Here is a 21,037-nt window from a genome sequence, read left to right as displayed (position 1 = left end):
GATGATTCATTCAAGTGCATCAAAAATGATTTTTATGAAGAGTGCTATTGCTGTATCGGCAGCAGCCTTGATTCTGGCAGGTTGCGGTAAGGGCGCAGATAAATCTGCGGCTGTACCGGCAGATGGTATTGAAGTCAAAATTGGCCATGTAGCTCCATTGACTGGCCCTATCGCCCACTTGGGTAAAGATAATGAAAATGGCGCACGCTTGGCGCTAGAAGAAATTAATAAAGCAGGCTTGACGATTGATGGCAAAAAAGTAGTTCTCACTTTAGTGCCTGAAGATGATGCTGAAGATCCAAAAACTGCAACGCAAGTAGCGCAAAAATTAGTAGATGCAAAAGTCGTTGGTGTTGTAGGTCATCTGAACTCTGGCACTAGTATTCCTGCTTCAAAAATCTACAGTGATGCTGGCATTACGCAGATTTCTCCGTCCGCTACCAACCCAGATTACACCAAGCAAGGCTTTAAAACTACCTATCGCCTAGTAGCAACCGATGCGCAGCAAGGCCCTGCTTTAGCTAATTATGTTGCCAAGACTTTGAATGCCAAAACAGTCGCCATCATTGATGACTCGACTCAGTACGGCAAAGGTCTAGCTGATGAGTTTGAGAAGACGGTGAAAGCAGCTGGTGTGAAAGTAGTCACGCGTGAAGCGAGCAATAACAAAGCAACTGACTTCAAGGCTATTTTGACTAAGGTCAAAGGCAGTAAACCTGATGTCATCATGTACGGTGGCATGGATGCAACCGGTGGCCCATTAACGAAGCAAGCAACTGAGTTGGGCATCAAGTCTAAGATTGTTGGCGGTGATGGTATGTGCACTGAGAAGCTGGCTGAATTGGCTGGCGACGCAGTTGTCAATGTCACTTGCTCTGAGGCAGGCAAGGCGCTCACGAAGATGGCGCAAGGCGCTGATTTCCAAAAGCGTTATAAAGAGCGCTTTAATGCTGATGTACAAATCTATGCACCATTTACTTACGACGCTGTCTATGTATTAGTGGATGCGATGAAGCGTGCTAATTCAACTGATCCAGCGAAGATCTTGGTAGTCATGCCTGAAACTAAAATGAATGGCTTGGTAGGTAATATTGCTTTTGATAGTAAGGGCGATATGAAAGAGGGCGTCATTACCCTCTATGACTTTAAAGACAAAAAGAAAACGGTCCTTGACGTCATCAATATGTAAGAAACATGAAAAGGGCGCCGCAAATGCGGTGCTCTTTTTTTTGTGCTCTACATTTCTGATAAATATTTTTTAATGGATATTTTTCTACAGCAGATCATCAATGGTTTGGTGCTGGGTAGTATCTATGCCTTGATCGCCTTGGGTTACACCATGGTCTACGGCGTGCTGGGGATTATCAATTTCGCCCATGGCGAGGTGTTGATGATCGGCGCAATGGTCTCGCTCTCATTGCTGCGCTTGATTTTAAGTTTGACTAGTGATTTACCGGGCTGGCTCACACTCCTGATTGTCTTGCCCATCATGATGGCTGTCTGTGCGGGTCTGAGTTATTGGATTGAGCGTATTGCTTATCGCCCTCTGCGTCATGCGCCACGCTTGGCGCCACTGATTTCTGCGATCGGTATGTCCATACTGTTACAAACAATCGCCATGTTGATTTGGTCTCGAAATCCGATGACCTATCCACAATTATTGCCATCCAGTCCTATCGAAATAGGCGCTACTGGTGCAACGATTACCGGTAAAGAGATTGTGATTGTTGCGGTTGCCTTGGCAGTGATGTGCGGCCTATTGTTCTTGGTTGAGAAAACCAAACTCGGTAGGGCTATGCGCGCTACTGCAGAGCAAACCCAAATTGCCGCCTTGATGGGTGTGAACCCAAACCGGGTGATCTCAATTACGTTCATGTTGGGTGGTGCTTTAGCAGGTTTGGCTGGCGTCATGATCGCTAGCAACTACGGTAATGTGCACTTTTATATGGGCTTTATTCCTGGCCTAAAAGCCTTTACAGCGGCGGTGTTGGGCGGCATTGGTAACTTGCAGGGTGCGATGCTTGGGGGTTTGCTGCTTGGTTTAATTGAGTCTTTGGGCGCTGGCTACATTGGCGAGCTCACTGGTGGCGTATTTGGTTCGAACTATCAAGATATTTTTGCTTTCTTGGTATTGATCTTAGTGCTGATATTACGACCTACTGGTTTGCTGGGTGAGAAGGTTTCTGACCGTGCTTAAGAAGCTTGTCTCAAATCATTTGAGTCAATCTACCTATCTTTACTTAGGCGCGTTTGCATTAATACTGTTGCCATGGATTGTGGGTGCGAGTGGCGGTAACTATTGGGTGCGCGTGCTTGATTTTGCTTTGCTCTATATCGTTCTCGCCCTTGGCCTCAATGTAGTTGTCGGTTTTGCTGGTCTGCTCGACTTAGGTTACATCGCATTTTATGCATTAGGTGCTTATAGCTATGCCTTATTAGCTTCGCCACATTTGCCTCAGCATTTTGAAACGATTGCCTCTGCATTTCCGCAAGGCATGCATTTTTCTCCCTGGATGGTGGCAGTGTTTTCCATCATCTTGGCCGCTCTCTTCGGGATTATTTTGGGGCTGCCCACCTTGCAATTGCGCGGGGATTATTTGGCGATCGTCACTTTAGGTTTTGGTGAAATTATTCGGATCTTTATGAATAATCTAGATCGCCCATTGAATCTCACCAATGGCCCTAAAGGCATTACAGCAATTGATCCGATTCAGATGTTTGGGGTTTCATTTACCAAACCGCTTGACCTGGGCTTTGTACAGATCCCGGGTTTGTATTTGGTGTTTTACCTTTTTCTGGCTTTAGCTATTGCTGTGACCATTGTGTGTTTGCATTTACAGAACTCTCGTATCGGTCGGGCTTGGGTTGCGATTCGAGAAGACGAGATCGCTGCTAAAGCGATGGGTATCAACACACGCAATATGAAGTTGCTCGCTTTTGCGATTGGCGCTTCATTTGCTGGCGTTGCGGGGGTGCTCTTTTCTGCATTTCAGGGATTTGTTTCCCCTGAGTCGTTCACCCTTTGGGAATCAATCGTTGTTTTAGCGATGGTGGTGTTGGGCGGTATTGGACATATTCCTGGAGTGATCTTAGGCGCGATCGTATTGGCAGTCTTTCCAGAAGTATTACGGGGCGTAGCCGAGCCAGTGCAAAAGGCGCTCTTTGGTCATGTAATTGTTGATGTTGAAGTGATTCGTCAATTGATCTATGGCTTAGCACTGATTTTGATCATGCTGTATCGCCCAGGCGGTATTTGGCAAAAAGGAGGAGGCAAATAATGTCTGCTCCTTTGCTACTTGATGTCACGGATGTTTCTAAATGCTTTGGTGGAGTGCAAGCCTTAGATTCTGTCGGTTTGCAGGTGCCAAAGGGATCGATTGTCGGTTTGATTGGCCCCAATGGCGCAGGCAAGACTACTTTCTTTAATGTCATCACTGGCCTCTACCCTGCAGATTCCGGCATCTTTTTATTTGATGGTCAATCCTATTTCCCAGAGTCAGTCTCAGAAGTCACTAAATCGGGATTAGCGAGAACCTTTCAGAACATCCGTCTCTTTGGAGAAATGTCTGTTTTAGAAAATGTGATGGTGGGATGTCACTGCCGATCTAAGGCGGGTTTCTTGGGCGCTATCTTCCGCTTTCCATCCACGCAGCACGAGGAGCAAGCGATTCGGGAGGAATCTCTTGTATTGCTGGCTTACGTGGGCTTGAGTAATTATGCAGAAATGCAGGCGCGTCATTTGTCTTATGGGCATCAACGTCGCTTAGAGATTGCTAGAGCCTTAGCAACTGAGCCTCAGCTCCTCGCTTTAGATGAGCCTGCTGCTGGCATGAATGCGACCGAGAAATTAGAACTGCGTGAGTTGTTGCTGCGTATTCGGGCGGATGGCAAAACTATTCTCTTGATAGAGCACGATGTGAGTTTGGTGATGGGGATTTGCGATAGCTTAACGGTGCTCGATTACGGCAAGGTGATTGCTGCAGGCAAGCCAGCCGATGTTCGCATACACCCTGAAGTGATTAAAGCCTATCTTGGTCAGGGAGCAGTGTCATGAGCGCCTTGCTGCAAGTACAAGATCTCAAGGTAGCCTATGGCGGCATTAACGCCGTTAAAGGTATTGACCTACATGTCAATCAAGGTGAGTTAGTAGCCTTGATTGGTGCTAACGGAGCAGGTAAGAGCTCCTCTCTGAAAGCGATTGCAGGCTTACTGACTCCTACATCAGGTGAGATTGAATTTCTTGCGCACAAAACTAATCAGCTACCCGCTTATGAATTGGTTCGTCTTGGCTTAGGTCTTGTTCCTGAGGGGCGTGGCGTATTTAAGCGCATGAGCATTTTAGAAAATCTGCAGATGGGCGCATTTCTGAAAACAGACACCAAAGCCATCCATCAAAAACTAGAGGAAGTATTTTCTTATTTCCCGAGACTGAAAGAGCGGCTCTCGCAACTCGCTGGCACACTGTCTGGTGGCGAGCAACAAATGGTGGCGATGGGTAGAGCGATGATGGCTGAACCTAAGCTCTTATTGCTAGATGAGCCATCTATGGGTTTATCCCCCATCATGGTGGAAACAATTTTTGATGTGATTCGTAATCTTTCAGCAAACGGGATGACCATTCTGCTAGTTGAGCAAAATGCCCGTCTAGCCTTAGAGATGGCCGATCGTGCTTATGTGATGGAGAGTGGTTTGATCACGCTTACAGGAGCCGGCAAAGAATTGCTCCAAGACCCGAGAGTGCGTACTGCTTATTTAGGGGAGTAAGGTAGGCGACTAAGCAGTTAGGAAAATTGCTTAAGCCGTTTCCTTCAGCAACTCACGTAGCATGCTGCACATCTGATGAATCTCATCATCGCTCACATTGAGTGCTGGCATAAAGCGTAACAAGTTAGGTCTGGGGGAGTTAATCAACAAGCCTTCAGGGCTACGCTCACGGGCTAAATCAACTAGCTTACCGCCAATATCTTTACCGAGCATTAGGGCGCGCAATAAACCTTCACCACGCTCACCTTCCAGATTAAATTCAGCGCAAAGCTTGAGTAATTCTGATTTGAGTAGTTCACCCTTGGCTTTCACGCTCTCTAAAAATCCGGGAGCCAGTAATTGCTTGATGACGCTGATGCCTACCGCAGTCATCAAAGGATTACCGTTATAGGTGCCACCTTGATCGCCAGGCACAAAGCAAGCTACCGCATCAGTCGCCATTAAGGCTGCTAAGGGAACGCCACCACCAATGCCTTTACCTAAGGTCATGATATCTGGCTCGATACCGTAATGCTGATAAGCAAACAGGGTGCCTGTGCGGCCGCAGCCCGCTTGTACTTCATCGGCGATGAGCAGAATATTATTTTCTTTAGTGAACTGGCGTAGTTCACGCATAAATTCTTTCGTGGTGGGAATGACGCCGCCTTCACCTTGAATAGGCTCTAACATCACGGCCACTGTTTTATCCGTCACTAACTTCTTAACAGATTCCAAATCATTCAAATCTGCTTTCGGAAAACCGGCAACTTGTGGTGCAAACATGGTGTCCCAGTTTGGCTTACCAGAGGCGCTCATGGTGGCTATGGTGCGACCATGAAAACTGTGATCAAAAGTGATGATTTCAAAGGCACCATTTTTATTCAGCTGACCCCATTTGCGGGCTAGCTTAATCGCGCCTTCATTGGCTTCGGCGCCACTGTTGGCAAAAAAGACTTTGTTAAAGCAGCTATGAGCAGTCAAGAGGTTGGATAAGCCAATCATCGGCTCGTTATAAAACGCTGGACTGGGGTTAATCAGTTTCTTGGCTTGAGCATTTAGTGCTGCAATCATTCCTGGATTGCTATGACCCAAGCAATTTACCGCCCACCCCTGTAAGAAATCTAAATAGCGTTTGCCGTTGTTATCCGTTAGCCATGAGCCATCACCCTCAACCATCACTACGTCTGGGCGTTGAGTAATAAACATGACTGAATGGGTGTCAATAGGGGCTGGAGTGTTCATGCTGGGCTAGGGTAAATAAATAAGGCTAGTGAAGTTTCTATTATCTAACTTTATGGAGATTAGTTTGTGGCTAAATCTGCCGCGCTAGTGAAAGAATCAGCAAAGAATTCTTCCTCAGGCAGATGACATTTGGATGAAAAGTCCTCACGGGCTGCGTTGACCATGACAGGCGCCCCACAGGCGTAGACCTGAAAGTCCTTGAGGCTAGGGTGGTCATCTATGACCGCAAGGTGTACAAAGCCTGTCCGGCCCTGCCACGCATCTTCTGGTAAACCGTCTGAGATCACTGGGATGTATTGGAAATGGGGGATGTCTTGTTCCCAGGTTTTGCATAGATCATGGAGATACAGATCGCTTGGGCGCCTACCGCCCCAATACAGCTTAATCGGGCGATCCATTTTCTTGGCTTGCATTTGTTCAATGATGGATTTAATTGGCGCAAAGCCAGTACCAGCGGCGACAAAAATGATGGGCTTTTTAGAGTCCTCTCTGAGGAAGAAGCTACCCAAGGGCCCCTCGAAACGCAGGATATCTTTTTCTTTTAGTGCTGGCGTTGCAGCCCCAAATACAAAGTCTGTAAATACGCCGCCAGGTAAGTGGCGGATATGCAGTTCTAATGGACCTTCTTGCTCGGGCGCAGTGGCGATCGAATAAGCACGACGTTGCCCGTCTTTTAAAAGAAACTCGAGGTATTGCCCCGCTAAGAACTGGAAGCGTTCAGCAGCTGGAAGTTGCAACTTCAGAATCACCACATCGTCACTAGGCTTAGTAATGGTGTTAACCCGGCAAGGAATCTTCCGAATCGCGATATCGCCTGCGCCTTGGACTTCACGAGCCTCAATGAGTAGATCGGATTGTGGATGAGAGCAGCAAAACAAGATGCCGCCTGCTGTTTCATCGGCTTTGCTTAAAGCGCTCTCGCTGTGTTGATCATGGCTGACTTGACCCTCCAAGACCTTACCTTTACAAGAGCCGCAGGCACCATTTTTGCAGCCATAGGGTAGCTTAATGCCTTGGCGAAGAGCGGCCTCCAGGACGGTTTCATCCTGGGTTACAGTAAATTGTTTGCCGCTCGTTTTGAGCGTGACCTGATGAGACACTCTCATTCCTTTCAATAAATCGTTACGATGTCACTTATGCAATCTTTTGGTAAACCTTCAATCCTGATTATTGGCTGCGGTGACATTGGTCTTCGGGTAGCAAAACAGCTTTCCCGTAGTCATCGAGTTTTTGCACTCACATCTTCGCAAAATCGTTTTCAGGAGTTGAGGGAGGTTGGCGCGACTCCGATGTTGGGGAATCTGGATCATCCAGAAACTTTATGGCGTCTATCCGGTTTAGCTCAAACCGTCATTCATTTAGCGCCACCCCAAAACCAAGGAAATCGTGATTGCCGAACCCGCAACCTATTGAGAATTTTAGCCCAAGGCTCCAATGTCGTCAGGCGTTTGATCTATGTCAGCACCACAGGCGTATATGGCGATCATCGTGGCGCTAAGGTGAGTGAGGCAACCCCCGTTAATCCTCAGAGTGAGCGAGCCCAGAGAAGAGTAGACGCAGAGCAGGCACTCCGTTTATGGGGGCCAGCACATGGTGTGGCTGTCACCATTTTGCGTGTGCCCGGAATCTATGCGGCTGATCGTTTGCCCCTAGAGCGCTTACAGTCTAAAACCCCGGCGCTACTCCCAGAGGAAGATGCTTACTCAAATCATATTCATAGTGATGATCTAGCGCGCTTAGTGTGCGCGGCGGTATATCACGGTAAGCCACAGCGCATTATCAATACCTGCGATGGGAGTGAAACCAAAATGGGCGATTACTTTGATGAAGTGGCTGATGCCTTTGGTTTGGATAGGCCACCACGTATGCCTGCTAGTGAACTGCAACAGATGGTGAGCCCGATGCTGTGGTCATTTATGCGGGAATCGAGACGAGTGACAAATGCTCGACTACATGAGTTGAAAACTCCGCTGCGTTATCCCAGCTTAGCCGATTTTTTGCAGACTACTTCCAAGAATCCTTAAGACCAACTGTGCGATTAAATACAGGCTTGCCAGGTTTGGAGTCTGTTTTATCTGCAACAAAGTAGCCGTGACGTTCAAATTGAAAACAATCTTCAGCTTTCACATCTTTCATGCAAGGCTCTAAGTAAGCTGTTATTGTTTCTTTAGAGTTTGGATTGATGGCATCTAAGAAATTTTTATCGCCACTATCCGGATGTGGATCAGTGAAGAGATGGTCATACAAGCGCACTTCGGTTGGGATTGCTTCTGCAGCGCTAATCCAGTGAATATTGCCCTTCACCTTATAGTTATTGGAACCAGCGGTGCCGCTCTTACTGTCTGGGAAGTAGCTCACATTGACTTGCGTGACATTGCCCTGCGCATCCGTCTCAAAACCAGTGCACTCAACAACAAAGCCATGACGTAGGCGCACACGGCTACCAGCGTGATCGCCAATTGGTGGGTAGAGTCTGAAGAAGCCTTTAATCGGTTCTTGCATAAAGTCATCCGCTTCAATCCAGAGTTCGCGGGTGAAGTTGAATTCACGATTACCCCATTCAGGGTGTTGAGGATGGCGCGGTGCTGAACAAGATTCTTTTGCAGCAGCATCAAAGTTTTCAACTACCAGCTTAAGTGGTTTTAAGACAGCTGTTGCGCGTGGTGCTCTTGCCTCGAGGTCATCACGCAAGGCTTGATCGAGCGTGCTCATATCAATCCAGCTATCGGCTTTTGAGACACCAATACGTTCACAGAATAGACGAATGCTCTCTGGGGTGTAACCACGACGACGGATTCCAACAATGGTTGGCATCCGTGGATCATCCCAGCCATCAACCTGTTTTTCTTCAACGAGCTGCAATAACTTACGCTTGCTAGTAATGGTGTAAGTTAAATTGAGCCGGGCAAATTCATATTGGTGAGGGACGGGATCTTTAAAGACACCCAATTCTTTAAGTGAATTCACGATCCAGTCATACAGTGGACGATTGTTCTCAAATTCGAGGGTACAAATGGAGTGAGAGACACTCTCCAGCGCATCGGAGATGCAATGCGTGAAGTCATATAGTGGATAGATGCACCATTTGCTTCCGGTGCGATGGTGATCAGTATGGCGAATACGGTAGACCACAGGGTCACGCATCACGATATTGGGATGCGCCATCTCAATTTTGAGACGCAGAACATGTTCACCATCCTTGAACTTGCCATCGCGCATTTCGCGAAAGAGGGTCAGATTTTCTTCAGGGCTACGCTCACGATAGGGACTATTTTTTCCAGCTTGTCCAAAGTTGCCACGATTGGTATGAATATCATCCGCACTTTGGCTATCGACATACGCTTTGCCATTCTGAATCAGAATCTCTGCAAACTCATACAGTCGATCAAAGTAATCGCTGGCATGATAAAGATGTGTGCCCCAATCAAATCCAAGCCACTTCACTGCATCCAGAATACTGTCAGCGTATTCAACATCTTCTTTAACGGGGTTGGTGTCATCTAGGCGCATATTGCAACGCGCACCACCAGCTTGATGGTTGTAATCGGCAGCTAAGCCAAAGTTGAGGCAAATACTTTTAGCGTGGCCAATATGCAAATACCCGTTTGGTTCCGGTGGAAAACGAGTGATGATCGATGGGATATGCTCGCCCGCTAAATTCGTACGCTGTGAAAAAGCACCGCTGGCTAAGTCATGATCGATGATCTGACGTAAAAAGTTGGAAGGCTCGGCGACTGCGCCGGCAACGACTTTAGAGGGTTTGCTATCTTGGGACATAGCCACATTGTAGAGAAAACCCCCGCACCATAAAGAAAAAGCCCGCAAACTGCTGCGGGCTCGTTTCTGTAAGGTCTAAGACAATCAGTCTTCGACGAATGCCTCTTCGCGGGTCTTCTTCACTGCTGGCAAAGCCACGATCACGACTAAGAGGGCTGCTGCAATCAGCAATCCTAAGGAGAGTGGGCGAGTGACAAAGGTTGTGAAATCACCGCGCGACAAGAGTAGCGCACGACGGAAATTCTCTTCCATCATCGGGCCAAGCACAAAGCCCAAGAGTAATGGAGGAGGTTCGCAACCAAGTTTGAAGAAGAGGTAGCCAATCAAGCCAAAGCCTGCCGTGACATACACGTCAAACACCGTATTGTTCACGGTATATACACCGATACAGCAGAAAACCAAGATCGCTGGGTAGAGGAAGCGATAAGGAATTTTCAAGAGCTTTACCCAGATACCAATCAAAGGCAAGTTCAAGAGAATCAGCATCACGTTACCAATCCACATGGATGCAATCAGACCCCAGAACAAAGCCGGGTTGCTGGTCATTACTTGTGGACCTGGTTGAATGTTATGAATCGTCATCGCGCCAACCATCAAGGCCATCACCGCATTTGGTGGAATACCTAATGTGAGCAATGGAATAAAGGAGGTTTGAGCAGCTGCGTTGTTCGCTGCTTCTGGACCAGCAACACCCTCAATCGCGCCTTTACCAAACTCATGGCTGTACTTGGAAGATTTTTTCTCGACAGAGTAAGCACCGAATGCGGCTAGAGCTGCGCCACCACCGGGCAGAATGCCTAAGATCGAACCAATCGTTGTACCGCGCAAGATCGATGGAATCATGCGCTTCACATCAGTCTTGGTGGGGACCATACTCGTGAGCTTATTAAGGAAGCCTTCGTCATCACCTGTTTTTTCAAGGTTACCCATGATTTCAGCGAAGCCGAATACGCCCATAGCAACTGCCACAAAGCCAATACCGTCACTCAATTCGGGAATATCAAACGCATAGCGGGATACACCGGAGTTCACGTCAGTACCAATCAAGCCCATCAATAGACCAAGCACGATCATGCCGATTGCCTTGATCAAAGATCCGGATGCCAATACCACTGCACCAATTAAACCCAAGACCATGAGGGAGAAGTATTCAGCAGGTCCAAACTTAAAGGCAAGCTGTGAGAGTGGCGCAGCAAAAGCAGCTAACACCAAAGTTGCGACGCAACCCGCAAAGAATGAACCCATACCAGCGGTAAACAAGGCAACACCTGCTCGGCCATTGCGGGCCATTTGGTAGCCGTCAATCGCCGTCACCACCGAGGACGTCTCCCCCGGGATGTTGAGCAAAATCGCAGTGGTTGAGCCTCCATATTGTGAGCCGTAGTAAATGCCGGCCAACATGATCAATGCGGCAATGGGAGGCAAGGCATACGTTGCTGGCAAGAGCATCGCAATCGTAGCGATAGGGCCAAGTCCAGGCAAAACACCAATAAGGGTTCCTAAGATACAGCCAATTAGGCAGTACAAAAGATTCTGTAAGGTAAATGCGGTTTCAAAACCGAGACCTAAGTTAGCAAATAAATCCATTTTTCAGAGTCCCGTTTCGTTATTGTTGAAGGAAGACAGGCAAGAGTGGGAACTGAAGTTTCAAGCCCACTACAAACACGGAATAAGTGAAAGTCACTAAGAATGCTGCATTAATAGCAGTGCCTTTCCAGGTGAATTCTTTGCTGGCACTGGCAGACACGAATACCAAAACCACTACGGCAACTAAGAAGCCCATTCTTGGAAGCAAAAGTCCGTACAAGACAACCGCACCCGTAATTTGAGCAATGATCTTCCAGTTGAATTTCGGAATGGATTCGATGGCAGCTTTTGCGTTGAATGCTTTAACGGCGACCAGTAAACCTAGCAAAATCATCAATATGCCCAAGTAGAAGGGGAAGTAGCCAGGACCCATTTTGGCGGCAGTTCCCATGGGGTAATTTCTAGCCACAATGGTAAAGAAGAGGCCGATGACCATATACATGACCCCCGCCCCAAAATCCCGTTGATTGCGAATTTTCAAGTTGCTCTCCTTGTATGTCGACTTAATTGCTAAGGTGCCGATTTATATTAATGTTGTGGGATTGTAAGGCAGGACGAGGGCATATTGCCTAGCTTTTGCCCTAGGCTAGTGCCAATGCGATAATTATTGACATGAAAGTCTCCCAAATTCGCCAGGCTTACCTGGATTTCTTTGCCGAAAAAGGCCACCAAATCGTCACTTCCAGCCCGGTAGTGCCTGGGGATGATCCTACCCTGCTATTTACGAATGCAGGCATGAACCAGTTTAAGGACGTGTTTTTGGGCTTTGATAAGCGCTCCTATCATCGTGCCACGACAGCGCAAAAGTGCATTCGGGCGGGTGGAAAACACAATGACTTGGATAACGTGGGCTATACCGCCCGCCACCATACCTTTTTTGAAATGTTGGGTAATTTCTCATTTGGAGACTATTTCAAAAAAGATGCGATTCAATTTGCTTGGGATTTATTGACCCAAGTACTTAAGCTGCCAAAAGATAGACTGTTAGTTACTGTCTATGCAGAAGATGACGAAGCCTATGCCATCTGGAAAGACCAAATTGGCGTTCCTGCAGATCGCATTATTCGGATTGGGGATAACAAAGGGGCGCGTTACGCTTCCGATAATTTCTGGATGATGGGTGACACCGGCCCTTGCGGACCTTGTACTGAAATTTTTTATGATCACGGTGCTCACATTCCAGGCGGTCCTCCTGGCAGTCCAGAGGAAGATGGCGATCGTTTTATCGAAATTTGGAACAACGTGTTCATGCAGTTCAATCGCGATGAGGCAGGCGTCATGCATCCATTGCCAAAGCCTAGCGTCGATACGGGTATGGGCCTTGAGCGCATTGCTGCCGTCTTGCAACACGTACATTCCAATTATGAAATTGACCTCTTCGTCAACCTACTCAGGGCTTCTAAGGAAGCGGTAGACGCTGCTGGCGGCGAGAACTGTGATGCGGAAAGCCCTTCATTAAAAGTGATTGCTGACCATATTCGGGCTTGTAGTTTTATTGTCGTGGATGGTGTGATTCCCGGTAATGCAGGACGTGGTTATGTCTTGCGTCGTATTGCACGTCGTGCGATTCGGCATGGCTATAAGTTAGGGGCACGTAAACCATTCTTCTATCAACTAGTCCCTGCACTCGTAAAAGAGATGGGCGAGGCCTATCCAGAGTTGCGTGCTGCGCAAGATAAGGTGAGTGAAGTACTCAAGCAAGAAGAAGAACGCTTCTTCCAAACGATTGCCAATGGCATGGAAATTTTGGATGGTGCATTAGCGGGAGGCGCCAAAGTGGTTGACGGTGAAACCGCTTTCCGCTTGCACGACACATTTGGTTTCCCATTAGATTTAACAGCAGACGTTTGTCGCGAACGTGGTGTGACAGTAGACGCCGAAGGTTTTGAAGTCGCTATGCAAAAGCAGCGTGATCAAGCCAGAGCAGCCGGCAAGTTCAAAGTGGCTCAAGGTTTAGATTACAAAGGAAAGCCTACGCAGTTTCACGGCTACGATTCCTTGAAACATGAGGGCGCTAAAGTGACTGCGCTATACATCGATGGCTCTGAAGTTACCTCAGTAAAAGCAGGCGATGCTGCGGTAATCGTTTTAGACAATACCCCTTTCTACGCTGAATCTGGTGGTCAGGTCGGTGATCAGGGCGAGCTTCGCAATGAGTCTGTCCGTTTTTCAGTAGATGACACCTTCAAGATTCAAGCTGACGTATTCGGTCATCAAGGTGAGGTGCTCGAGGGCGAGCTTAAAGTAGGTGATGCACTAAATGCCTTGGTCGATGTGCAGCAAAGAACCGATACGATGCGTAATCACAGTGCAACCCATATTTTGCACAAAGCTCTGCGTGAAGTCTTGGGCGATCATGTGCAACAAAAAGGTTCCTTAGTTGATGCAACTAAAACCCGTTTTGACTTTACGCACAATGCGCCTATAACGGCAGAACAGATTCGTCGTATTGAAGGTATTGTGAATGCAGAGATCTTGGCGAATACAGCCACCTCTGGAAAAGTCATGTCTTTAGACGATGCCCAAAAGACTGGTGCCATGATGCTCTTTGGTGAGAAGTATGGCGCTGAAGTCCGTGTTTTAGAAATCGGCAGCTCTAAAGAATTGTGTGGCGGTACTCACGTGTCACGTACTGGCGATATCGGTAGTTTGAAGATTGTTTCTGAAGGCGGGGTTGCTGCTGGTATTCGTCGAGTTGAGGCAGTGACCGGTACTAATGCACTCCACTTCTTGCAAGGCCTTGAAGACAAAATTAACGAGGCTGCAGCCATCCTTAAAACCCATCCTGGCGATTTAGTGAATCGGGTTGCGCAACTGCAAGATAGCTTGCGTCAGGCTGAGCGCGAATTAGAAAAAGTCAATTCCAAATTAGCCGCTAGCCAAGGCGATGAGCTAGCTGGTCAGGCTATTGACGTCAATGGCTTAAAAGTATTGGCTGCCAAATTAGACGGTGCCGATGCAGGGGTTCTTCGCGAAACCATGGACGCACTAAAAGCCAAACTCAAAACGGCTGCGATTGTCTTAGCCTCTGTGCAAGGCGATAAGGTCAGCTTGATTGCCGGTGTGACTGCAGATTCGATTGGCAAAGTGAAAGCTGGTGATCTCGTGAACTTTGTTGCGCAGCAGGTTGGCGGCAAAGGTGGCGGTAAGCCAGAGATGGCCATGGCTGGCGGTAACGATCCTACTAAGCTTGGTGCTGCTTTAGAAGGTGTTAAAGATTGGGTGGCTAGCAAATGAATGATGTAGCAAGCATTGCATTTAATGCAGAAGTGGATGCGATTGGCATGAACTGCCCACTGCCGATTTTGCGTACCAAGAAAGCATTGGCAACAATGCATTCTGGTGAAGTCTTAAAGATCAAGGCAACTGATTCAGGAGCGGCGAGAGATTTTCCAGCCTTTGCGAAGCAAACGGGCAATGAGCTGATTGCTAGCAGTACTGAAGGTGATGTCTTGGTGTTCTTCTTAAAGAGAAGATAAGCAAGGCAAGCAGTCTTAAGTTAAAGAGCGACTCTTTAAGTAGGCTGCAAAATCAGCAGAGACCTCCGGGTGGCGCAATGCAAATTCCACCGACGCTTTGAGATAGCCCAACTTGCTACCGCAGTCATAACGTACGCCATCATATTCATAAGCAAATACTGGCTCTTCCTTAAGCAAGGTTGCAATCGCATCGGTAAGCTGGATCTCGCCACCAGCACCAGGTTTGAGATTGCGGATGTGTTTAAAGATTTCTGAGGAGAGCACATAACGACCAACCACAGCGAGGTTGGAAGGCGCATCTTGAGGTTGAGGCTTTTCGACAATACCGTTGAGGCGGTAGATGCCCTTGGCTACTTCTGAGCCGGCGACGATGCCGTAAGAACTACTTTTTGCTAGATCAATTTTTTCAACTGCGATGACAGAGCCGTTTTGCTCATTAAAGACTTTGAGCATTTGCTTGAGGACTGGAGGCTGACCATCTAATAAGTCATCAGCCAAAATGATAGCGAAGGGTTCATCCCGAACGAGTTTTTCTGCACACAATACGGCATGACCTAAACCTAGTGCTTCAGGCTGACGGACATATACGCAGTCAACATGACTGGGTTTCACGTTACGCACGATGTCTAGTAGCGCTTGTTTATTTTTAGCCTCGAGCTCTGCTTCGAGCTCATACGCTTTATCAAAGTGATCTTCAATGGCACGTTTGCTGCGACCAGTGACAAAAATCATTTCAGTAATGCCAGCGGCAATCGCTTCTTCTACTGCGTATTGAATCAGTGGTTTGTCGACTACATTGAGCATCTCTTTTGGGCTTGCCTTGGTGGCTGGCAAGAAACGGGTACCAAGACCGGCAACAGGGAAGACGGCTTTTGTAACGGCTTTAGTAGTCAATGGCATGGGATATCCGATCTTTATTGAAGACGCTCTAATTGTGCAACAAGCTTCTCATGATTTTGTTCAAATCCAGCAAGGCGCTGTTTTTCTTGGGCTACAACCTCAGCAGGGGCGCGAGCCACAAAGCTCTCATTTCCCAATTTGCTGCGGGCTTTAGTGATTTCATTAGCAAGGCGTTCAATTTCCTTACCAAGTCGAATACGCTCAGCCGCCACGTCCACTTCGATTTTGAGTAAGAGCTTGATATCGCCAACTAATGCAATTGGTGCGCCAGGCGCATCTTTTTCGAGGGCGGATTCATCGCTATAGATTTTGACTTCAGCGAGCTTGGCTAATGCGAGTAAGTAAGGAGTCGCTTTTTGTAAGAAGGCTTCTGGACCATAAATCCACAGCGGCACTTTTTGCCCTGGGGGTACCTGCATTTCGCCGCGAAGATTTCTGCAGGCATCCACAATCGCTTTCACTTGGGCAACCCACGCTTCACTTTGCTCATCAATCTTTTCAGGCTGAGCAACAGGGTAGGGTTGCAAGGCGATGGTTTGCTGACTTTGTTTTGCTAATTCCTTGCCAGACTTTGGTCCAACGGTTTGCCAAAGTGTTTCAGTGATAAACGGAATGAGTGGATGCGCCATACGCAAGATGGTTTCTAGCACGCGTAGCAAGGTCCGACGAGTTGCGCGTTGCTGCGCTGGTGTGCCGGTTTGGAGTTGTACCTTGGCAAGCTCTAGGTACCAATCGCAATACTCATCCCAGACAAATTGATAGATGCTGCTAGCAATATTGTCAAAGCGATAGTTCTGGAAGCCTTTTGCTACCTCGGCTTCCGTTCTCTGTAGTTGGGACACAATCCAGCGGTCTGCTGGTGAGAAATCTAAATAGCCTTCTGGGCCGCATTGGTTATCACAAGGCGCTAAGCCATTGTCTTCATCACCACCAGGGCAGTTCATCAGTACAAAACGCGTTGCATTCCAAAGCTTGTTACAGAAGTTGCGATAGCCTTCGCAGCGCTTCTGGTCAAAGTTAATGTTGCGACCGAGCGAGGCAAGGGATGCAAAAGTAAAACGTAAAGCATCAGTACCAAATGCTGGAATACCTTCCGGAAACTCTTTCTTGGTTTTCTTGCTAATGCTTTCTGCTTGCTTGGGATTCATGAGGCCTGTAGTGCGCTTACCTATTAGGTCTTCAATCTGGATGCCATCGATCAAATCAATTGGATCCAAAGTGTTGCCTTTGGACTTACTCATCTTTTGGCCTTCTGCATCACGCACTAAGCCATGAACATAGACGGTATGGAAAGGCACCTTGCCGGTGAAGTGGCAAGTCATCATGACCATGCGCGCCACCCAAAAGAAGATGATGTCAAAGCCAGTTACTAATACGGATGATGGCAAGAAGTGATTGAGAGCAGCTGTTTCTTCTGGCCAGCCTAGTGAACTAAAGGGCACAAGGGCGGAGCTAAACCAGGTATCCAACACATCTGCATCGCGATTGAGTTTGCCTGTGTAGCCTGCAGCAGCAGCCTTCGCTTTGACCTCATCTTCTGAGCGTGCCACAAAAATCTGTCCATCATCACCATACCAAGCCGGGATTTGATGGCCCCACCAGAGTTGGCGAGAGATACACCAGTCTTGAATATTGGCTAACCACTGGGTGTAAGTATTAATCCAGTTTTCTGGAACCAGTTTGATATCACCTTTGGTTACCGCATCCAATGCAGCACCGGCAATCGATGAGCCAGGTTGATATTGGTTATCTGGACTGGGTTTAGACATCGCCACAAACCACTGGTCAGTGAGCATGGGCTCAATAATGGTTTGGGTGCGATCACCACGGGGCACCATCAGTTTATGTGGCTGAACTTTTTCTAATAAACCAGCAGCATCTAAATCGGCCACGATTTGTTTACGAGCAGCAAAGCGCTCCATGCCTTGATAGGCGGCAGGAGCATTCTCATTAATCTTGGCATCCAAGGTGAAGATGTTGATGAGCGGTAATTGGTGACGTTGTCCAACTGCGTAGTCATTAAAGTCATGCGCTGGAGTAACCTTCACTACACCAGTACCAAAGTTCAAATCTACATAGTCATCGGCAATAATCGGAATTTGACGATCACATAAAGGCAAATTCACTGATTTGCCAATGAGGTGTTTGTAGCGTTCATCTTCTGGGTTGATCATGACTGCTACGTCACCTAGTAAGGTTTCTGGGCGGGTAGTAGCAACGGTCAAGCGGCCTGAGCCATCAGCCAAGGGATAGTGGATGTGCCACATGGAGCCATCTTCTTCTTCACTCACCACCTCTAAATCGGAGACTGCCGTTCCCAATACAGGATCCCAGTTCACCAAACGCTTGCCGCGATAAATTAAACCTTGTTCATGGAGGCGCACAAACACTTCAACCACTGCTTTGGACATTTTGCTGTCCATCGTGAAATATTCTTTTCCCCAATCAATCGAAGCACCGAGGCGACGAATTTGACGAGTGATGGTGTTACCAGAAGTTTCTTTCCACTCCCATACCTTTTCTAAAAACTTCTCGCGACCTAAGTCGTGGCGTGACACTTTTTGCGCATCGAGTTGCCGTTCAACAACAATTTGAGTGGCAATACCAGCATGGTCGGTTCCTGGAACCCACAAGGTATTGTTGCCAGACATGCGGGCATGACGCACCAAGCCATCCATGATGGTTTGGTTAAAGGCATGACCCATATGCAGGGTGCCGGTCACATTGGGTGGTGGCAGCTGAATCGAAAAATTGTCTTTGCCCTCATCCATGCTGGCATCAGCAATGCCTCGGCGTTCCCACTCTGGTCCCCAGTAAGCTTCGATTGGGGCGGGTTCATAGGATTTGGCCAGTTCGTCAACTGAACCGGCTACTGGTGAATTAGGGGTATTTGAGGCGTTTGGCATAAGAGGCAAATTATAATTGGGCTGATGTACTCAGACTTGCTCGCGAACCTCAATCCAGAACAGCGCGAGGCAGTGACCCTCCCGCCTGTTAGCCCAGATGGCCAAGCCCAATCAGCCTTAATTTTGGCTGGCGCTGGTAGCGGTAAGACGCGTGTACTGACAACCCGTATAGCTTGGTTGATCCAGACCGGTCAGGTTTCTCCCATTGGTGTGCTGGCAGTTACCTTTACGAATAAAGCAGCTAAAGAGATGATGGTGCGTTTGAGCGCCATGTTGCCCATCAATACTCGGGGAATGTGGATTGGCACCTTCCATGGTCTTTGTAACCGTTTATTACGAGCTCACCATAAAGAAGCGGGCTTGCCGTCCACCTTCCAGATATTGGATACCCAAGATCAACTTTCAGCGATTAAGCGTCTTTTGAAGGGCTTAAAGGTAGATGATGAAAAGTATCCACCCAAGCAATTGCAGTATTTCATTGCGCATGCCAAAGAGCGCGGTCAACGCGCCAAGGATTTATCGGTAGGCGATGACTTTCAGGCGAAGATGGCGCAGCTCTATGCCGCTTATGATGAGCAGTGTCAGCGTGAGGGTGTGGTTGATTTTGCGGAACTACTCTTACGTAGCTATGAATTACTAAAGCATAGCGAACCTATTCGTACGCATTATCAAGAACGTTTTCGTCACATCTTGATTGATGAGTTTCAAGATACCAACGCCTTGCAATACGCTTGGCTCAAGCTGCTTTCTGGACATGACGCCAGTAAAGTCAATGTCAGCGGCATGGGTAGCAGTTCTGTATTTGCAGTCGGCGATGACGATCAAAGTATTTATGCCTTCCGTGGTGCCGATGTCGAGAACATGCGTCTCTATGAAAAGCAGTTTCATCCCTTATTGGTCAAGCTCGAGCAAAACTATCGCTCACACGGCCACATTCTCGATACTGCTAATCACCTGATTGCAAATAACTCTGAGCGTCTTGGCAAAAACCTACGGACTGATGCTGGGCATGGCGAGCCAGTCCGTATTTATGAAGCCCCCAGTGATCATGCCGAAGCCGCATGGTTGGTAGATGAAATCAAAGCGCTGATCAATAGCGGGATCAAGCGTACAGAGGTAGCATTGTTGTATCGAAGTAATGCACAGTCACGCATTATTGAGCACGCTTTGTTCTCAGCAGCGATTCCCTATCGTGTCTATGGCGGTCTACGCTTCTTCGAGCGCGCTGAAATTAAACATGCACTTGCTTATCTCCGCTTGCTTGAGAATCCGAACGATGACACCTCATTTTCTCGGGTGGTGAATTTCCCAACCAGGGGAATTGGTGCAAGATCGATTGAAGCCTTACAAGATGCGGCAAGAGCGCAGCAATGTTCTTTGTATTTGGCCGCTTCGTCTCTTGAAGGTAAGGCCGGTGCTTCCTTGGGTGGTTTCATTCGCTTAGTCGATCATATGCGCGAAGCAACCCGTCATAACACCCTGCCTGAAACGGTGGAGTTTGTGATCCAGCACAGTGGCTTGATTCAACATTATTTATCTGAACGCGAAGGACAAGATCGTGTTGAAAACTTACAAGAATTAATCAACGCCGCTACTGCCTTCATTGCGGAAGAAGGCTATGGTCAAGATGCTGCCGCTGCGATGCTACCCGGTGAAAATGCGCCTGGTGTTGTAGATATTTCTCCTTTGGCTGCGTTTTTATCTCATGCTTCATTAGAGGCGGGTGATAACCAAGCCCAAGCAGGTCAAGATGCCGTGCAATTGATGACAGTGCACTCTGCCAAAGGCTTAGAGTTCACCTCGGTCTTTATTACCGGTCTTGAGGAAGGCTTGTTCCCTCATGAGAACAGCATTAACGAGCACAATGGTCTCGAAGAAGAGCGTCGTTTGATGTATGTGGCAATTACTCGTGCTAAAGAGCGCTTATATTTGTCGCACACCCAATCGCGAATGTTGCATGGTCAGGTACGTTACAACATGCCCTCCCGTTTTTTAGAGGAGCTACCCTCTGACTCACTGAAATGGTTAACGCCTAAAGCGAAAGATGCGCGCTGGGGCGGTAGCTCCAGATCAGGCTCGACTTGGCAAGACGGCTATACCCGTCAACGTGAATATGAGTCTAATGATTTCTTTGATTCCGGTAGCGATCAACGGCGACCTGTGAAGCGGGTAGGCTCAGCTTCAATGGAAGTGAAGCGCTTAGCATCACCGCCGCGTGGAGATTATCCATTTAAGATTGGACAGAATGTATTTCACACTAAATTTGGTGAAGGTCGCGTGACTGGTTTAGAGGGCGTTGATGCAGATGCTCGTGCGCAAGTGAGCTTTAAGCGTCACGGTGTGAAGTGGTTACAACTCAGTATTGCCAAGCTTGCTGCGATTGATTGATGAATCTCAGTCTGT

The 21,037-nt window shown here is 47.8% G+C and carries 16 protein-coding genes; 9 read left to right on the top strand and 7 right to left on the bottom strand.

Annotation, left to right across the window (positions count from 1 at the left end):
• The first annotated feature begins 25 nt into the window (after positions 1 to 25).
• The 5 genes from AOC29_RS09330 (at position 26) to AOC29_RS09310 (ending at position 4,764) form a co-directional block, all read left to right on the top strand.
• Positions 26 to 1,189 (top strand): branched-chain amino acid ABC transporter substrate-binding protein, encoded by a 1,164-nt coding sequence (locus tag AOC29_RS09330; protein WP_215297490.1) that lies wholly within the window; start codon positions 26 to 28, stop codon positions 1,187 to 1,189.
• Between the two features lie 72 nt (positions 1,190 to 1,261).
• A complete protein-coding gene (locus tag AOC29_RS09325; protein WP_215295721.1) occupies positions 1,262 to 2,197 on the top strand; it encodes a branched-chain amino acid ABC transporter permease in 936 nt (311 codons plus the stop codon).
• A 19-nt stretch (positions 2,198 to 2,216) separates the two neighbouring features.
• The gene (locus AOC29_RS09320) at positions 2,217 to 3,278 is read left to right on the top strand and encodes a branched-chain amino acid ABC transporter permease (RefSeq protein WP_251369985.1); all 1,062 of its coding nucleotides are present in this window, start codon (positions 2,217 to 2,219) and stop codon (positions 3,276 to 3,278) included.
• Positions 3,278 to 4,054 (top strand): ABC transporter ATP-binding protein, encoded by a 777-nt coding sequence (locus tag AOC29_RS09315; protein WP_215295719.1) that lies wholly within the window; start codon positions 3,278 to 3,280, stop codon positions 4,052 to 4,054. Before AOC29_RS09320 ends, AOC29_RS09315 begins: the two co-directional genes overlap by 1 nt.
• Positions 4,051 to 4,764, top strand: a complete 714-nt coding sequence (locus AOC29_RS09310; RefSeq protein ID WP_215295718.1) for an ABC transporter ATP-binding protein — start codon at positions 4,051 to 4,053, stop codon at positions 4,762 to 4,764. Before AOC29_RS09315 ends, AOC29_RS09310 begins: the two co-directional genes overlap by 4 nt.
• A 30-nt stretch (positions 4,765 to 4,794) precedes the next feature.
• On the opposite strand, the gene AOC29_RS09305 is transcribed toward AOC29_RS09310, so the two are convergent.
• Positions 4,795 to 5,985 (bottom strand): acetylornithine transaminase, encoded by a 1,191-nt coding sequence (locus AOC29_RS09305; RefSeq protein WP_215295717.1) that lies wholly within the window; start codon positions 5,983 to 5,985, stop codon positions 4,795 to 4,797.
• A 59-nt stretch (positions 5,986 to 6,044) separates the two neighbouring features.
• Positions 6,045 to 7,085, bottom strand: coding sequence for a CDP-6-deoxy-delta-3,4-glucoseen reductase (locus tag AOC29_RS09300; RefSeq protein ID WP_215295716.1), 1,041 nt, complete (start codon positions 7,083 to 7,085; stop codon positions 6,045 to 6,047).
• Between the two features lie 27 nt (positions 7,086 to 7,112).
• On the opposite strand from AOC29_RS09300, the gene AOC29_RS09295 reads away from it, so the two are divergent.
• Positions 7,113 to 8,009 (top strand): SDR family oxidoreductase, encoded by an 897-nt coding sequence (locus AOC29_RS09295; RefSeq protein WP_251369984.1) that lies wholly within the window; start codon positions 7,113 to 7,115, stop codon positions 8,007 to 8,009.
• Here AOC29_RS09295 and AOC29_RS09290 read toward each other — a convergent pair.
• The 3 genes from AOC29_RS09290 to AOC29_RS09280 form a co-directional block, all read right to left on the bottom strand.
• Positions 7,990 to 9,762, bottom strand: a complete 1,773-nt coding sequence (locus tag AOC29_RS09290; RefSeq protein WP_215295715.1) for a glutamine--tRNA ligase/YqeY domain fusion protein — start codon at positions 9,760 to 9,762, stop codon at positions 7,990 to 7,992. The two genes, AOC29_RS09295 and AOC29_RS09290, sit on opposite strands and share 20 nt — an antisense overlap.
• Positions 9,763 to 9,846: 84 nt before the next feature.
• The gene (locus AOC29_RS09285) at positions 9,847 to 11,349 is read right to left on the bottom strand and encodes a tripartite tricarboxylate transporter permease (RefSeq protein WP_215295714.1); all 1,503 of its coding nucleotides are present in this window, start codon (positions 11,347 to 11,349) and stop codon (positions 9,847 to 9,849) included.
• A 19-nt stretch (positions 11,350 to 11,368) separates the two neighbouring features.
• The gene (locus AOC29_RS09280) at positions 11,369 to 11,830 is read right to left on the bottom strand and encodes a tripartite tricarboxylate transporter TctB family protein (protein WP_215295713.1); all 462 of its coding nucleotides are present in this window, start codon (positions 11,828 to 11,830) and stop codon (positions 11,369 to 11,371) included.
• Between the two features lie 131 nt (positions 11,831 to 11,961).
• Here AOC29_RS09280 and alaS point away from each other — a divergent pair, with 131 nt between their 5' ends.
• Positions 11,962 to 14,586 carry an alanine--tRNA ligase gene (gene alaS, locus AOC29_RS09275; protein WP_215295712.1) on the top strand — a complete coding sequence of 875 codons (2,625 nt, stop codon included), beginning with the start codon at positions 11,962 to 11,964 and terminating at the stop codon, positions 14,584 to 14,586.
• 14 nt (positions 14,587 to 14,600) lie between these two features.
• Positions 14,601 to 14,828 (top strand): sulfurtransferase TusA family protein, encoded by a 228-nt coding sequence (locus tag AOC29_RS09270; RefSeq protein ID WP_215297487.1) that lies wholly within the window; start codon positions 14,601 to 14,603, stop codon positions 14,826 to 14,828.
• Between the two features lie 15 nt (positions 14,829 to 14,843).
• Here AOC29_RS09270 and galU read toward each other — a convergent pair whose 3' ends face one another.
• Together galU and AOC29_RS09260 are read right to left on the bottom strand one after the other, a co-directional pair.
• Positions 14,844 to 15,728, bottom strand: coding sequence for a UTP--glucose-1-phosphate uridylyltransferase GalU (gene galU / locus AOC29_RS09265; RefSeq protein ID WP_215295711.1), 885 nt, complete (start codon positions 15,726 to 15,728; stop codon positions 14,844 to 14,846).
• 14 nt (positions 15,729 to 15,742) lie between these two features.
• Positions 15,743 to 18,634 carry a valine--tRNA ligase gene (locus tag AOC29_RS09260; RefSeq protein WP_215295710.1) on the bottom strand — a complete coding sequence of 964 codons (2,892 nt, stop codon included), beginning with the start codon at positions 18,632 to 18,634 and terminating at the stop codon, positions 15,743 to 15,745.
• 24 nt (positions 18,635 to 18,658) lie between these two features.
• Between AOC29_RS09260 and AOC29_RS09255 the strand changes: the two genes are divergently transcribed.
• Positions 18,659 to 21,022 carry a UvrD-helicase domain-containing protein gene (locus tag AOC29_RS09255; RefSeq protein WP_215295709.1) on the top strand — a complete coding sequence of 788 codons (2,364 nt, stop codon included), beginning with the start codon at positions 18,659 to 18,661 and terminating at the stop codon, positions 21,020 to 21,022.
• Positions 21,023 to 21,037 lie beyond the last annotated feature (15 nt).

The sequence above is a fragment of the Polynucleobacter sp. JS-JIR-5-A7 genome, from assembly GCF_018687935.1.
Lineage (GTDB): Bacteria > Pseudomonadota > Gammaproteobacteria > Burkholderiales > Burkholderiaceae > Polynucleobacter.
The sequence above is the reverse complement of the archived record's forward strand: the minus strand, read 5'-3'. Positions and strand labels throughout refer to the sequence as shown.

What these genes read in the sequence shown, in the direction of transcription:
- AOC29_RS09330 (WP_215297490.1), top strand. Translation starts at nt 26, where the DNA reads ATGATTTTTATGAAGAGTGCTATTGCTGTATCGGCAGCAGCCTTGATT.
- AOC29_RS09325 (WP_215295721.1), top strand. Translation starts at nt 1,262, where the DNA reads ATGGATATTTTTCTACAGCAGATCATCAATGGTTTGGTGCTGGGTAGT.
- AOC29_RS09315 (WP_215295719.1), top strand. Translation starts at nt 3,278, where the DNA reads ATGTCTGCTCCTTTGCTACTTGATGTCACGGATGTTTCTAAATGCTTT.
- AOC29_RS09310 (WP_215295718.1), top strand. Translation starts at nt 4,051, where the DNA reads ATGAGCGCCTTGCTGCAAGTACAAGATCTCAAGGTAGCCTATGGCGGC.
- AOC29_RS09305 (WP_215295717.1), bottom strand. Translation starts at nt 5,985, where the DNA reads ATGAACACTCCAGCCCCTATTGACACCCATTCAGTCATGTTTATTACT.
- AOC29_RS09295 (WP_251369984.1), top strand. Translation starts at nt 7,113, where the DNA reads ATGTCACTTATGCAATCTTTTGGTAAACCTTCAATCCTGATTATTGGC.
- AOC29_RS09290 (WP_215295715.1), bottom strand. Translation starts at nt 9,762, where the DNA reads ATGTCCCAAGATAGCAAACCCTCTAAAGTCGTTGCCGGCGCAGTCGCC.
- AOC29_RS09285 (WP_215295714.1), bottom strand. Translation starts at nt 11,349, where the DNA reads ATGGATTTATTTGCTAACTTAGGTCTCGGTTTTGAAACCGCATTTACC.
- alaS (WP_215295712.1), top strand. Translation starts at nt 11,962, where the DNA reads ATGAAAGTCTCCCAAATTCGCCAGGCTTACCTGGATTTCTTTGCCGAA.
- galU (WP_215295711.1), bottom strand. Translation starts at nt 15,728, where the DNA reads ATGCCATTGACTACTAAAGCCGTTACAAAAGCCGTCTTCCCTGTTGCC.
- AOC29_RS09260 (WP_215295710.1), bottom strand. Translation starts at nt 18,634, where the DNA reads ATGCCAAACGCCTCAAATACCCCTAATTCACCAGTAGCCGGTTCAGTT.
- AOC29_RS09255 (WP_215295709.1), top strand. Translation starts at nt 18,659, where the DNA reads ATGTACTCAGACTTGCTCGCGAACCTCAATCCAGAACAGCGCGAGGCA.